The sequence below is a fragment of the Afipia massiliensis genome, from assembly GCF_014203115.1.
Classification (GTDB): Bacteria; Pseudomonadota; Alphaproteobacteria; order Rhizobiales; family Xanthobacteraceae; genus Afipia; species Afipia massiliensis.
Genome location: NZ_JACHIJ010000012.1, coordinates 1 through 15368 on the forward strand (window position 1 = coordinate 1; position 15368 = coordinate 15368).

A 15368-nucleotide genomic window follows, 5' to 3' on the forward strand; every position below is an offset into this window, starting at 1 on the left:
CCTCGCGCCGGCACAGCGCCGCGATCGACTCTTCGCCGCGCAACCCATCCAGCACGATGCGGATCTTCTCCTCCGCGCCATACTGCTTACGGGTCACCCGGCGGATGTCCTTGATGACCTTCTCCGCCGACCGCTTTGTCGCTTCCGTTTTCTGTCTCATCGTCCGTTCCTTTGAAAGGCTACGATGACCCAGAAAACCTCCTCTCTCAATTAGCCCAATTCTGTCTCATTGGTGCTGACGCCGAACACACGTCAAAAAACTAGACTCGTTCAGATAGTTTTGCTGCCCGATGGAATCATCGTGTCGCTAGGAACGTGCGTCTGTCGGATTCGACCGACAGATCCACATTCCACACGAAAGTTCCTTCATCTTCCGTTCAGGCACTCACCGTGAGGATACCCGTTGTCGTCATGTGGATCATTCCTTGCCGGCGGTCGGAATTCGAGAGGAGCACGACATGAAGAAAATTCTGTTCAGTCTGGCCTTTGTCTTACCCGTCACGTTTGCTTCGCCGCAGGCGTCCGCGCTGCCTGGCAATTTGCATGACTTGCTAACTGGTCACGCCGTCGCGTCTGATGTTGTTGAAATCAAAGGCGGTCACGGTCGAGGCAAAGGGCATGGTTGGGGCAAATCGCGCGGCTTCAAGCACCATGGCTGGAACCGAGGACGCAAAGTCGGGTGGCGCGGCCGCGGTTGTCCCCCAGGACTTTGGAAGCAGGGCCGCTGTTAAAATATGATTGCGAAACGGCGCGCCTATCGAGCGCGCCGTTTTTTATGTAACGGCTCAAGAAGCTTGACGCCTAAAATTGCAGCGCCAGCTCAGACCACACCTCCGACGAAAAGATTCACGATAGAAATTATGAAAGAAGGATCGTTGGAGCACCCGATCGTTTCTTTAGCTCAAAGGACATACGCTGCACGAACGAAACGTATTTCATATCCGAGATAGTCATCGGAGTGACGGCAACCCACGCATGTCATTTTGAAGATGGTATCGCTTTCAATTTTGATCGTTCGAGGGTCCGTCGGGTGGCGCTCAAATATACCATTTGCCTGCTGGCAATTAGAGCAGGTAACTCCATAGCACCAGTCGCCCATCTTCAAGCCCATGATTGTGATCCAGCAGCCTCACTCGTCCCTGATCTCGGCGGTTGATCCGATTCGCGTATCTCATATTTTTGAAAGCTTGCAATTTTGACGAGCCTAACGATTCCTTCGCGCAGCTCAACATCTGCGATCTGATCGAGTGCCTTCAATAGCCGTAAGTTGAGCGCGGTTGGACAAAAAGTTGATCGGAGAGAACTCGTCATCTGGAGATTTCTCCCAGCCTCACTTGTCGCTGTCGCTTTCTGGCATTGGTGTGGGTAATCTATCGCTTTCTGAGCGTGCGGTATCGACCGAGCGCGTAGCAATGGGAAGTTTCTGGAGGAGGTCGGACATATCCGAATGAACGCTTATCGCCCGTCTTTATCGATCGAGATCAATACTGTGTTCGGCGAGAAGGCATTGCCAAAAACCGTCAAATACTCGCCTAGCCCAATTCAATGACTTTCCAGCCTCATCAAATGACTTGCCGAGAGACATTGGGTTTGGCACGCTGAGGCTATACCTGCATTAGTATTTCGAGGTCGCTATGGTCAGAGCAGTTTTCAAGGGAGCGGTGTTAGGCGCGTTCTTGCTGGTCCTCTTGCCGGCTAATGGCGCTCAGGCTTTCGGCGACGAACCTCGTTGGCCGGGATTTGGTTATAGTTACGACCCGGCAATTGCTTCAGGTTGCTGGAAGTGGAACTGGCAACAGTACAGTTGGTATGATCACTGCCCGGTCTATGTTCATCCGAAGGCCTACATGTTCTCGCGGCCTTCATCCCGCACAGGTTTGCGGACGAAGAGTTGAACTGGTCTGAGCTGTTTTTCTGAAGGCTACTTCGCCGACAGTGAGGTGGCGCCGAGCGTCATCCCGCGTGAGGTAGATTGCACAGAAGCACTGGATCTGGGTGGGCTTAATCCGGCAGCGACCCTCAACTACTCAACGCTCCGAGAATGCTTATTCAATTCCCTGCTCAGGATAGCGAAACTGAGCAGGCGACAGAGCTGTGGTTGCCGAAATTGAGTTGCGCGTTCCCGCGCAGGCCATCGAGCCAAATGCCCTTGCCTGCGTAGCGATAGCCCACCCCCATTGGCACCAGCCGGACGTAGGTCGCATTGTGCGGCGCAGTATAAAGCCTGGCTGTCACCAGTTCGCCTGCTGCGCTCACCGCAATAGGGCAAATTGGATAATCGCGGCCATTCTCGCAGGTCAGAACAATCTCTGAGCAGCCGCCCGGCGCCGTACCTGGCGGCAGCATCAAACCGAGGTCCGCCGCCGTCGCGGTCAAGGGACCGGAGCTCAACGCGATACCTAGAACGGCAGCAGCCTTGAAAAGGTTGAGCAATTTGGTGCCCATAACAGCCCCCAATATGAAAAAAACAATGACTTAGTGAAGCAAGGGGGGCAAGTGGGGTCAATCCTGAGCGCGCTTCCTACGCAAGGAAACCTCAACCGTGTCGGTTTAACCACAGCTCCCAGTAACTACTGATTTACCATAGAGGCTCCTTGACCCCCAACCATTTGAAAGGGAGGATGTTTCTTAAGAAATTGTTAATGCACCCGTTAAGGGTCGATTTTTATTTTCAGTATTTTTTTTGAGGCGTGTCATGAATGGACCTTTCCAGGTTGCGCAAGCCAATATTGCAGGCCAATCCACAGGCAAGCTCCCCGCTCGCGTCGTAAAAATATCGAAGCCCTTTGGCGAACAGTCTGTCGTGGTGCCATTGAGCTACGACGGAAGCGTCAAGGCCGATCTCTCGGCAATCGCGAGCGAAAAGATCACGCTGGTTCATATCGGCGAGAAACTCATCATTCTTTTCGACAACAAGTCGACAGTTACGCTTGAGCCTTTTTTTGATTCAACTGGAAAGCCGCTTGATTCAATCACGCTTGAAGTTTCTCCCGGTCGCGATTTAACGGGTGCAGAATTCGCGACGCTGTTTCCGGTTACGGAAGATCAATCGGTTTTACCCGCAGCCGGGGAAGCCGGTAACGCCCAAGCATCGGGCGCGAACTTCTCCAGCGTTGGCGTCGATCCGCTGGCGCTGCCCGGTCCGCTTCCTCTCCTCGGTCAGGAAGAACTGCCGAATTTTGTCATTACCAATCTGCTCACTCCCTTGCTGATTGATGACACACCCACCGCGGGTGCAGATGCGCTTGCTCTCGATGAAGACGAAATTTCCGGTGCTGGCGGCAACCCCGGCGGCGTCAACGACATTGTAGCGCCTGCGTCATTTACCGGTGTTCTGACTCATAATTTTGGCGCCGATGGACCGGGCGACATCAGTTTCGCCGCCATGGACGGAAAGAGCCAAGTCATCAATGGCATTACCGTTACGTTCTCATGGGATCAGGCAACACATACGTTGTTGGCGAACGACGGCACCAATGACGTTTTCAAAATCGTTGTCACTAACCCGACGACAGGCGAATACGAGACGACGCTGCTCCACGCCTTGCATCATCATACGGATGCTCTTGCTGACAACAATGAAACGAGTGACACGTTCGAGTTGACGTTCACCGTTGTTGACGGGAACGGCACACCAACTGATGGCAAGTTGCTGCTGGAGATCAACGACGATACGCCGGAGGCGTTTGATACCAAGCCGGGAAGCTTCGACGGACCAGAGTTCTTTGCGCAAGTCATCGACGACGAAGATCAATCCGATGGAATTCAGGCCGGGCCGGGGGACAATGGTTCAGGCAAGACTGCATCCGGCATCCTCGATATTCATCCTGGCGCAGATGGTCTGAAGGCTGTTGCTTTCACGGGACTTGATGGCTTGCCGCATTTGGTTGTGACCGCCGACGACGGCTCTACCCCAGTCCTGCAGGCAATCTACGTCGATGGATCGGGCACTGGCTCTCCCGAGAACGTATCGTTGATGTGGACACCTGACGGTTCAGGTGGTGGTACGTTAACCGGAACAAGCAGCCACTTTGATGGCGCCAACGGGCACGATCCGGTTTTCACCCTAACCGTCGATGCCAGCGGTAATTACGTCTACACGGCGTTCACGCCGCTTGCTCACCCATTGCACACTGACGGTGCTGATGGGAGCACCGCAACGGCATGGGAAGACAACTTAAATCTGGCGTTTACCTACACTGTGACCGACGGCGATGGCGACCGCACAAGCGCGCTGCTGACGATTAATGTCGACGATGATGTTCCGACAGTCGTTCCGACTGCGAACATTCCGCCGGCTTCTATTATTTTGGATGAGTCCGTCGACGCAAATCCGCTTGATCCAAATACCGCTCCGCAATTGGATGACACGGGAGTTGGTTCGCCGATAGGATCTGCGGTCATCGATGCAGGCTCTATTGCCGGGTTATTTGTCGATCATGCGGGCGCCGATGGCGAATCCGCGCATTCGTTCGATCTTGCGCTGAAGGATGGCAGCGGGAACGTCGTTAGCGTTGGGGCAACGCCGATTGCGACGAACCTTTCCGTTACGGATGCTTTCAATCTGTATCCAGACGACTCGATCTACCTCCAAAAAGTCTCCGATGCACAGATCAACGGCGTAATCGCCGGAGCCGATGGAATTCTCGGAAATTCTGACGACCATCTCGCGATGCGATTCACTATCGATCCGGACACGGGCGCGGTCACTGTCGAGCAATACCTGGCGATCCGTCACGATGTCGCGGGATCTACACCGGCGGATCATGACGACCCCGTCTCCCTGCTGGTTGGGCAGGCAGGGGGAATTTTTGTCTCCCACAGCCTGACGGACGGCGACGGCGACGTTGCGACGACGACATCACAGTCGGCTCTCTCGATTTCGATCGAAGACGATGGTCCAAGCGTTACCGCCAGCGCCAACGGATCCTTCGGCGTCACTCACGATGAGACGTTGTTGCTTCAGAGCCCGCCTTTTGGCGATGACAACGACATTCTTTTTACGTCGGTCTTTAATGGCGTAAGCAATCCGGGCCACGACTTGGACGTTCCGTTTGGCTTGCCGATCGGCTATGCACGCAGCAGTGGATCGGCGCTCGTTGTCGGTGGTGTCGACTATGGCACCGATGGGCCGTCCGCCTCGCATGCGAACGTGTTCTCGCTAACGCTGACCGATCCAGGCGACCAATCTGTGACGGGTCCGATTGATTCCGGAATCCAGACGACCAGCGGTAATTCCATTTTCCTGTTTGTCGAAAACGGCCTGATCGTCGGCCGCTACGATGGCGGTGACGCGGGCTCCGACGTCACCAATACGGGCAGCGATCCTGCGGCTTTTGCAATCTCGATTAATCCGACAACCGGCGTGGTTTCGGTTGTTCAATACGTTTCGTTGTTTCACCCAAGCCCGGACGTTGGCGCGGATTCCGACGAGTATGTGTCGCTCGCTGATGCGCTGGGCAACATAAAGGCGACCGTCACTGTCACGGACGGGGATGGTGATACTGCGTCTGCATCTGCGGATATATCCGATGATATCAGGTTCGAGGATGATGGCCCGCTTGTTACCGCGGCGGTCAAGTTCGGCTTTGGTGTAACCGTTGACGAAACGCCCGGTAACCAGAACAATGATGTTACGGGGTCGCTGCCGGTATTCACCAACGTCGTGAATGTCGGACACGATCCGGACAACGGCGGACAACCGCTTGCGTTCGCCACCAACAATACGCCGGCTCTTGCCGTCCTGTCGTATTTTGGCGTGGATGGTCCAGCGCCGGCTGATGCGACAGTTTATTCGCTTACGCTGAATGGAGCGGATGCCGATGGAGTCCCGTCCGGATTGAAGATCACCGACGGCACCACCATCAGCCTCTTTGTTGAGAACGTCGACGGCAACGACCTGATTATTGGCCGTGTTGACGGCAACGGTACCTACGGTGGCCAGGCTGCTTTCGCGATCGCGATCGATCCTGCCACGGGGAAGGTATCGGTCGTCGAATATCTGTCGTTGCAGCACAATATGGATGGCCTCAATCCCAACGATCAGGTTGCGCTTGCCGCCAACACCGTTCTTGCGACCGTGACCATCAAGGATGGCGACGGCGACACAGCCTCCGCATCGGCCGACGTCTCTGGCAAGATTCGATTCAACGATGATGGGCCGCAACTTGCTCCGGGAAAGACTGTCCAGGATTTTGTTGACGAAGACGGGCTTCACGGTGCCGTTTCGGACAGCAATCCTGATCATAGTCCATTGTTGCCAAGCGAAACCGCCGGAACGAATTCTGCAACCGCAACCGGCTCGCTCGGCGTCCTCGTCAATTTTGGCGCTGATGGACCCGGCGCGAATGGTTTTTCTCTTAAAACTCAAGCGCCAACGGATTCCGGCCTGAATTCACAAGGGCAGGATGTCCTGATCGTTTCGAGCGGCGGCACGTTGCACGGCTATGTCGAAGGCGGCATCGCAGGGTCCGGCTTCGGAGCGGAGGACCGCGAGGTCTTTACGCTGATTGTCGATGCGTCGGGCAATTACGTCTTCATACTGAAGGATCAGGTCGATCATCCGACGCTGAACGGTATCGCTGGCGATAACAGCGAGAATCTGCTGTCCGGTAATGGAATCGATTTGTCTTCTTTCATTGTCGCGACGGACGGCGACAATGATCCTGTTGCGCTGGCGGCCGGCACCTTCACAATCCAGGTTTACGACGACATTCCGGTCGTCGCGGCTAAGCCTGCGGAAACGACGTTGGAAACGACCTCCTATACCCTTGATGGCGTCCCGGCAGGGCACGACCGATTCAAGGTTCTCGATGGTGTAGGTGACAAGGATATCCTTCTCAGCGCGAGAACAGGAAATGTTATCGATGAGGTCAACACGGCCAACGATATTGGTGTGGGGCAGGGGCAGAATATCAATGGCAAGGACAATAACAGCGCCGAGGAATATCTGCGCATCGACTTCGTGCATCATGGCGTCGCTACTGGCAACAATACCAACACAACTTATACCGCGACCGATCACTATTCCGTCAATTCGCTGACGTTTACGGTACCTCAGGTCTCACAAGGACCGGCTTCGCTGTTTCTTCAATTGTCCAGCGTGCCCGTGGGTGAGGACAATGATTCGACGACCGCAAACCTCGACAACAATGCATTCGTTGCGATCTCGGGCGTGACGGTTGACGGCAATCCCGCGGCGCTGACATCCGTCTACGCGGCAGATGGCACCACCTTGATCGGCTATCTGCTCGAGGGAGTACAGGCCGATGACGTTATTGAGGTCACCGGCGCGTCATCTTTTGGCCGGCTGATCATCGCAAATTATGATGGCGTCACAATCAATACCGGCGGCGTGAATACCGAGGTCGTGGACGGCGCCAAGTCCTTCTCGGTGCTCATCGCTGAGAGTGAGTCACTTGTTCTCAAGCCGTTTGAAGTCCGGCATGACGAGACGATCAGTCCGGTGCTTGTGAATGATACGCCGGATCCCAACGACGCCGACGATACAGCTTTGACTTTGCCGTCGTTACTCAGCACCCGGATTTCCGGACTCGCTCTCACGGAAATCGGCCACGCTGTTGGTCCGGCGTCACTTGCGTCGCTGTTCACGTTCTCGGTTGGCGCAGATGTACCTCCGGCGGTTGCTTATCAATTGTCCACAGCAACGGCTAACGGCACTTTCAGCGGTGTCGATAGTGGTTTGAAGACCACGATCGGCAATCTGCCGATTCTGCTCTATTCCGATCCGACAAATCCTCAAATCCTGTGGGGTGTGACGGGCGCCGATTTTGCCAGCGGCACGAAGGTTTTTGCTGCTTATGCCGACCCGACCGGCCAGCTCTGGCTGGTGCAGTTCCAGGCCATTGCACATGATGTCGATGGAAACACCGCTGCAGCTTATGACGACATCGCCTTTGTTGCCACAAATCTCATACACGTCACCGCGAATCTGACCGATGCCGATGGCGATACAGTAGCTGCTGTTTCTGAAACGCCGATCAAGCTGAGTTTCCAGGACGACGGCCCTCTCGCGGTCAACGATATTGATTCAGCGAACGGTGCGGCCCTGACGGCGACGGGCAACGTTATTACGAGCGTTGATATCGCAGTTAGTCCGGATTCCAATGTCACCGATGGTGTGGCCGACAAGATCGGCACCGACGGTGCGAAAATCACGCAGGTGCAGGGTTTTGCCGGTACCGATACGACGACGGATGTGAACCATAACTTCGTCATCAATGGCCAGTACGGCATGCTGACCCTGAGTGAAAATGGTGGCTACACCTATACGCGGTTCAACGGCTCGCCGGTCGTTGCCAACGACGTGTTCACCTATCGGCTGACGGACGGCGACGGGGATTACTCTACGGCGACGCTCACGATCAGCATCAGCGATCACGGTGTGACGATCTCCGGAATCGGGGCGACCGGCGGCGACAAGACTGTCGATGAAGATGATTTGTCCTCGACCCGCGGAATGGGTGAGGCGGATGGAACAAGCCCCAACGCGGCAGCCCTGACGCAGGGCGGGACCTTCAGTTTCGCGGCTCTCGACGGCGTCGACGATGTAAGCATCGGTGGAACGCTGGTCGTGCATGACGGCGTCGTTCAGAATCTTAACACGCCGATCACGACAACGTACGGCGTACTTACAATTACGGCTGTTGATCTTGTCGGGGGGACTGTCAGCTACTCCTATCAATTGGTCGACAACACACTCGCGCACGGCCCAGGCGCCAATGGCGAAAACTCGGTCTTCGATAGCATTCCGGTTCAGGTGACCGATGTTGATGGTGATCCGGCCAATAGCAGTCTGATTGTCAAGGTGGTCGACGACGTGCCGCATGCGGTTCTGGATACGGGAAGCGTGTCGGAAGGTTCGCTGCTGAGTGTTGCGGCGACGGGTGTTCTGTTCAACGACACGGCGGGCGCGGACGACGCTTCGATTAATGGCGTGCGGGCCGTGGGCCTGGTGCCTGACACGACGACGCCTGTTGCGGGCGGGGTCGGCACGGACATCACGGGCCAGCACGGCACGCTGCATCTGAATGCGGACGGCAGCTACACCTATCAGTCGACGGCGAACAACATCGCGTCGAACGCGGTCGATACGTTTGTCTACACCATCAAGGACGGCGACGGCGATCTGTCGACGACAACGCTGACGATCAACGTCGCGGACGTGACGGTGACGGCGTCCGATACGGATGCGGTTGTGAACGAGGCGGGTCTGCCGGTGATCGGCAGCGCCGCGGCGACGGACAGCGAGATCTTCGAGGGGTCGATCACGCCGGCGGGCGGCACGGGTCCGTACACCTATACGCTGACCAGCAGCGCCAATGGTGCATACGGCAACCTGGTGCTGAATGCGGACGGCACCTATACCTACACGCTGGACACGCCGTACGACGGGACGACGGCGAACAACGGCGTCACCACCGAGCAGGACAAGGACAGCTTCAGCTACACGGTGACGGACGCCCACGGCAACAGCACCACCGGCACCATCCTGGTGGACATCACCGACGACGTGCCAAGTATTACTGCTGCGGCTGACGCGGTATCTGTCGATGAAGGCAATCTTGCGAGCGACAGACATCCTGTCCCCGAGCCGGGTTTTGTTGGCATCCCGCAGAGCAACACCGGCTTCCTCCACATCACATGGGGCGCCGACAGCGGTGCCGACAGACATCTTGAGTTTGCGAAGGACAGCGGCTCCAATCCGATCGGCCCCGCTCTGACGGCCGATGGCATTCCGCTTGAATATGTCATTCGTTTCCCCGGAGATTCGCCCGGTAACGAGCAGATCGTGGCCTACAAGCAAGGCGGCGATCCAGATACCGATCCGGTGTTCAGAATCACTCTCTATGAAGGCGGGCAGGGCTTCTACACCTATGTGCAATACCAGAACATCGATCACGGCGGCGACGGGGCCGATCCGACGATGTTCAACTTCACCATCAAAGCGTTCGATGGTGACGGCGATTCCGTTTCGCAAACCCTGACTATCAATGTCACCGACGACGTGCCGAGCGCGGTTGCGGATACCAATAGCGTGACCGAGGGCGGGATTGTCGGCGGCAACGTGCTGACAGACGGGACTGACGACCTGTTTGGCGCGGACGGTGCGACGCTGACGGTTCCTGCGGGCGGCGTTGTCGGCGTGCGTGCGGCAGGGATGGACCTGACGACGCCGGTTCTGACCGGGACCGGGACGCAGATTGCGGGCGCGTACGGCAAGCTGACGCTGAACGCAGATGGATCGTACTCGTATGACGGCAATCCGAATGTTGTGCCGCTTGCGGGTGCGACGGACGTGTTTGTCTACACGATCAAGGACGGTGACGGCGACACATCGACGACAACGCTGACGATCAACCTGACGGATTCGGGGATCGCGGCGCCGAACGACAGCGACGTGACAGTGTATGAAGCGGCGCTGGATACGTCGATCACGGCTCCGGACATCGCGGCCGGGACGATCACAGGCAGCCTCGGTACCTCAAGCCCGCTTGAGACGGATGCAACGAATCAGCTCAACGCGACGAGCAGCGCGGCGATTGTGAGCTATGAGCTTGTATCTGGCGGCAACGCGGTAACGGTTGGACTGTATGGAAGTATCCAGGTGGCGGCGGACGGCAGCTATGTCTATACGCTGACCAAACCGTTCGACACCAATCCGGCGGACGATAACAGCACCAATACCGAAGTGGCGGAGAGCTTCCAGTACAGGGCTACGGACGCCAACGGCAACACTGCCATCGGCACTATCACCGTCAACATCGTCGACGACGTCCCGAGTATCACTGCTGCGGCTGACGCAGTATCTGTCGATGAAGGCAATCTTGCGAGCGACAGACATCCTGTTCCCGAGCCGGGCTTGATCGGTACCGCGCAAAGCGATTTCGGCTTCCTCCACATCACATGGGGCGCCGATGGCGGTGCTGACAGGCACCTTGAGTTTGCGAAGGACAGCGGCTCCAATCCGATCGGCCCAGCTCTGACGGCCGATGGCATTCCCCTTGAGTATGTGATCCGTTTCCCGGGAGATTCACCCGGCAATGAGCAGATCGTGGCCTACAAGCAAGGCGGCGATCCGGACACCGACCCGGTCTTCAGCATCACTCTCTACGAAGGCGGCCAGGGACAGTACGTCTATGTGCAGTACCAGAACATCGATCACGGCGGCGTCGGTGCGGACCCGACGACATTCAACTTCAGCATCAAGGCGTTCGATGGCGACGGCGATTCCGTTCCGCAAACCCTGACCGTCAACGTCACCGACGACGTGCCGATCGCAGTTGCGGATGCGGACAGCGTTGTCGAGGGCGCGGATGCGGCGGGCAACGTGCTGACCGGTGTCGGCACGACGGCAGGTATTGCGAGCGCGGACACGGCGGGCGCGGACGGCTTTGGCGTCAACGCAATCGTTGGCGTTGCGGCGGGCAGCAACACGTCGTTGCCGGTGAGCGGCGGCGTCGGCGTTGCGATCGAGACCGCGCTGGGCTTCCTGACGCTGAACGCGGACGGCGGCTATACCTACGCGGCCAAGCCGGATGCGACGGGCTCGAACGCGGTCGATACCTTTGTCTACACGATCAAGGACGGTGACGGCGATACCTCGACGACGACGCTGACAATTAACGTCGACAACGTTACGGTCGTTGCGTCCGATACGGATGCGCTGGTGAATGAAGCGGGTCTGCCGGTGATCGGTAGCGCCGCGGCGACGGACAGCGAGATCTTCGATGGTTCGATCACGCCATCGGGCAATGGTTCGGGCCCATATACCTATACGCTGACTAGCTCGGCGACCGGTTCTTACGGCAACCTGGTGCTGCACGCGGACGGAACCTACACCTACACCCTGACGACGCCCTATGACGGGGCGACGGCGGACAACGGTGTCACGACGGAGCAGGACAAGGACAGCTTCAGCTACACGGTGACCGACGCCCACGGCAACAGCACCACGGGCACCATCCTGGTCGACATCACCGACGACGTACCGCATGCGGTTCTGGATACGGGGAGTGTGACGGAAGGCTCGCTGTTGAGCGTTGCGGCGACGGGTGTTCTGTTCAACGACACGGCGGGCGCGGACGGCGCGACGATCGACGGCGTGCGGGCCGCGGGCCTGGTGCCGGACACGACAACGCCTGTTGCGGGCGGGGTCGGCGCGGACATCGCAGGTCAGCACGGCACGCTGCATCTGAACGCGGACGGCAGCTACACCTATCAGTCGACGGCGAACAACATCGCGTCGGACACGACGGACGTGTTCGTGTACACGCTGAAGGATGGCGACGGCGATCTGTCGACGACGACGCTGACCATCAATCTTGCGGACGTGACGGTGACGGCGTCCGACACAGATGCACTGGTGAACGAGGCGGGTCTGCCGGTGATCGGCAGCGCCGCGGCAACGGACAGCGAGATCTTCGAGGGTTCGATTACACCTGCGGGCGGCACGGGTCCGTATAGCTATACGCTGACCAGCAGCGCCAATGGTGCGTATGGCAACCTGGTGCTGAATCCGGACGGCACCTACACCTATACGCTGACGACGCCCTATGACGGGACGACGGCGGACAACGGCGTCACCACGGAGCAGGACAAGGACAGCTTCAGCTACACGGTGACTGACGCCCACGGCAACAGCGCCACCGGCACCATCCTGGTCGACATCACCGACGACGTACCGCATATCGATATCGTCAATACGCCAAATTCGGTGAACGAAACTCAAACAATCGACGGGACGTGGACACTTGCGGCGGGTGCGGATGGTGTGACGTCGATTGACGTCACTGTCGGAGCAGTTACGAAAACGCTATCTCTTGCAGCCGGATCGAACACCGTTACATTTGGTGCCGGAGACGGTCTGACGGCAGGCACCTTGACCGTCGATGCTGATTTGCAATGGCACTTTGTTGCGAACTCGGTCGCGTCGAATGAGAATGTCACCTTCTCGTTGAAGGCGACGGACGGCGACGGCGATATCTCAACAGACTCTCAGGCCATCACGGTCGTCAACGTCAACCAGCCGCTTGCGATCACGGGGAGTATCGTTGGCCTCGTGGAAGAAGAGCACGGCGTGCCAGGTGGTATTGACGATATCAGTTCGGCGTCGCTTGCGCCTAACAACGACCAGGACACCGCCGGCAATCTAAATGTCACGATCAACGTGTTCACCGGTACATTCTCGCCGCCGTTGAGCTTTACCGGCAATGAAGGGACGCTCAGTTATTCGTTAAACTCGGTCATCGAAGGCAGCCCGGTTACGAAGGCAGGAGGCGGCGCTCTCACTTCGGATGGCGCAGCCGTGCTGTTCCACGTCAATGGCGGCACGCTGACGGGCTATGTCGAAGTCAGCGGAGCGGGCTTTAGCGGTGCGGATCGAACGGTCTTCACGCTCGAACTGAACCAGCCAGCCGTTGGTCAATACCGGTTCACGCTGCTCGACAATCTTGATCATCATACCGTTGCGGCGGCCGACAATGTCGAAAACATTATCGGAATCAACTTCAATAATCTGGTCAAGGTCACGGATAACGGCGATCTGAACGACGACGAACCGATCGCAAATTTCACAATCAATGTGATCGACGACGTTCCCGTGGCGGCAATTGCCGATTACGCTGTTATGTCCAACGGCGCCGGTTCGCCGGTGACGTTCGGTCTCGACTTCGATAACACGCTTGCCAATAATTATGGAGCCGACGCCGCCGGAACAGTCAGATTCCCGGCGTCGCTTGATAGTTCGAGCGGGCTGACCTCGAATGGCGTGCCGATCACTTACACGGTGTCCGGTGACGGTCTAACGCTGACAGCTATGGCCGGGCTTGCGTCGGTATTTGTCGTTACGCTCAATCCGGCGGCGGCAACTTACTCTGTCGATATGAATGCAGTTGTTGACAGTGTCAGTACGGTGAATTTCAGCGACGGCACCTACCAGTTCGACGGCGGCAACACGGCCTGGGTAGCGTTGGTGCCTGCCGGCCAGAAGGATAGCGGTACGCCCGTCAATGACGATTCGCGCGATATTTTGATCACGCCCGTCGGAACTGCCGATACGGTCAATAACAACGCGACTTCTACAGGTGCAGGCGGCGGATCTGGCGGCCAGAACATCGGTGCTGGCGAGGGTTTACGACTCGATTTCGTGATTGATCTCACCGGGGACACCGGCGGATCTGGCGGCTACAATGACAACTCACCTCCGCCCTTCCCGAATCGCGACCACGTGTTTGACGACCACTACAATACAAATGGCGCCACGATAAAATTTGGAGACGGCTCTACTAACACAACTCTGCAGATTACCGCACGAGATGAAACGGTAGCGACCGACGCCAATAATGTCGTAGGCGACGGAGTTCTCGATTCCGTCAACAAGATCATCATCAACTATGACGGTGAGTCTGAAGTCATCACTTTTGCGGCCATCGGGACTACGGCGACAAACTTCACAGTCGGAAATCTCGGTGGTCTTGGCGACCGGACCTACAATGTCCAGTTTGTCGATGTCGACCCGGGAGCAGGGGTCAAATACGCAGCGAAGATCATTGGTGTCCTTGATACCAATGTGACCATCGCGACCTATACGGCCGATGGATACCACAGCCTCGAACTCCTCAATCAGGATGGCGACGACTTTGCAATCACCGGCTTCGGTGCGGCGGTTCAAACCACTGCGCCAGTCAGCCTCGACGTTCCAATCCTGGTGGTGGATGGTGATGGCGATGCTGCCGCAAGCACTCTTGGGATCACGCTTGTACAGCCAGGTTCCGGTATTCAGAATCATTCAACCGATCTGGTTGGTGCTTCGCACACGTACACTTCAACAGGCGCGAACCCTCATATCATTGGGTCTGATTTTGCCGACACGCTCAACGGCGATGGTGCTGCCAACGTTTTAATCGGAGGGTTGGGTATCGACTCACTTTTCGGAAACGGCGGCAACGACATTCTGATCGGCGGTCCCGGCGCGGACAATCTGACCGGCGGCTTGGGTGCGGACATCTTCAGGCTGACCGACACTGCCGCGGCGGACATTATCAACGACTTCAATAACGCGGAAGGCGACAAAGTCGATCTGACTGCGCTGTTTTCGGTCGCGGCCGGACACAGCCTTAGTGAGTATGTCGCTCATACGGGCACGACCCTTCAGGTCGATGTGGACGGCAATCTCAACGGCGCCAACTTTGTGACGGTGGCGACCTCGCTGCCCAATACGCCATCGGCTATCACCATTATGTATGAGGATGCTGCTCACGCGGTGCAATCCGCGACGGTTTGATGATCGGAGGACATCCGGTAAACAAAAATCCGCCGAGGTAATCTCGGCGGATTTTTTCTCCTAT

Annotated in this window: 3 protein-coding genes and 1 pseudogene; 2 read left to right on the top strand and 2 right to left on the bottom strand. The window is 57.2% G+C overall.

The features are described from left to right. Positions 1–160, bottom strand: a pseudogene (locus HNQ36_RS25180) (IS3 family transposase); the annotation flags it as partial. 298 nt (positions 161–458) lie between these two features. On the opposite strand from HNQ36_RS25180, the gene HNQ36_RS25185 reads away from it, so the two are divergent. Further along, on the top strand, positions 459–731 hold the full coding sequence (locus tag HNQ36_RS25185) for a hypothetical protein (protein WP_184090552.1): 273 nt from the start codon (positions 459–461) through the stop codon (positions 729–731). Positions 732–2061: 1330 nt separating this feature from the next. Here HNQ36_RS25185 and HNQ36_RS25190 read toward each other — a convergent pair. Further along, positions 2062–2445 (bottom strand): hypothetical protein, encoded by a 384-nt coding sequence (locus tag HNQ36_RS25190; RefSeq protein ID WP_184090555.1) that lies wholly within the window; start codon positions 2443–2445, stop codon positions 2062–2064. A 250-nt stretch (positions 2446–2695) separates the two neighbouring features. Between HNQ36_RS25190 and HNQ36_RS25195 the strand changes: the two genes are divergently transcribed. Further along, positions 2696–15304 carry a DUF5801 repeats-in-toxin domain-containing protein gene (locus tag HNQ36_RS25195; protein ID WP_184090558.1) on the top strand — a complete coding sequence of 4203 codons (12609 nt, stop codon included), beginning with the start codon at positions 2696–2698 and terminating at the stop codon, positions 15302–15304. Positions 15305–15368: the final 64 nt, after the last annotated feature.